The organism is Escherichia sp. KCJ4928, assembly GCF_004352695.1.
Lineage (GTDB): Bacteria > Pseudomonadota > Gammaproteobacteria > Enterobacterales > Enterobacteriaceae > ECMA0423.
In genome coordinates this window covers 1-604 of sequence record NZ_SJWV01000552.1, presented here as the reverse complement: position 1 = coordinate 604, position 604 = coordinate 1, and the positions used below count along the sequence as shown (strand labels likewise).

Sequence of the window (604 nt, the reverse complement as noted above, 5' to 3'; positions counted from 1 at the left end):
AAAGAAATGTTGTTTTGTAGAAATAATGTTATTTTCAATAATGCCTGGCAATGAATACTGCCAAACTTCATTTTTTTCTTTTACAGCAAATTTGAGACCTAAAACTTCTATTTGCTGATTCAATGTTAACGTTCTATCTTCAGGTTCTTGTGCTGTTAATTCTCTGAATGTTACTACCAGATCAGGGTCGGTAGTAATTATTATCTCAAAACTACCTGTAAGCTCGCCATAAGGAACGACTATTGTGTTTTCTGGTAACTCAGAAAAAGCATCACTTCTTCCTAACGAAACATCATTACCAATGATAACAAGTAGACGCCCATTAAGTATTTCATACTCGCATCCATTCAATGGTCCGCTCAACAAACGAATGGCATAAGATTCCAATAAGTCTTGTGATAAGAATTTATCATTATTTTCCATGAATACCACCCGCTAATTCCATAAGCTCTAGTTTAGAGTAGTGTAACAAGACGGAAATTTCATGACCAAATTATGATGACACAGAATAAAAAAATTATAATTTCGAGAACTATTTTAAATGCCTCTATGCATAACTTTATTTACAATTTAAGGTATAAACCCTATTCCCTCAATGTTAAGC

1 protein-coding gene is annotated in these 604 nt (G+C 32.9%); it reads right to left on the bottom strand.

What is annotated here, in order from left to right:
• A partial coding sequence (locus tag E0D98_RS25505) for a PrgH/EprH family type III secretion apparatus protein (protein ID WP_131891493.1) occupies nt 1-423 on the bottom strand: 423 nt, incomplete at its 3' end.
• Nucleotides 424-604: the final 181 nt, after the last annotated feature.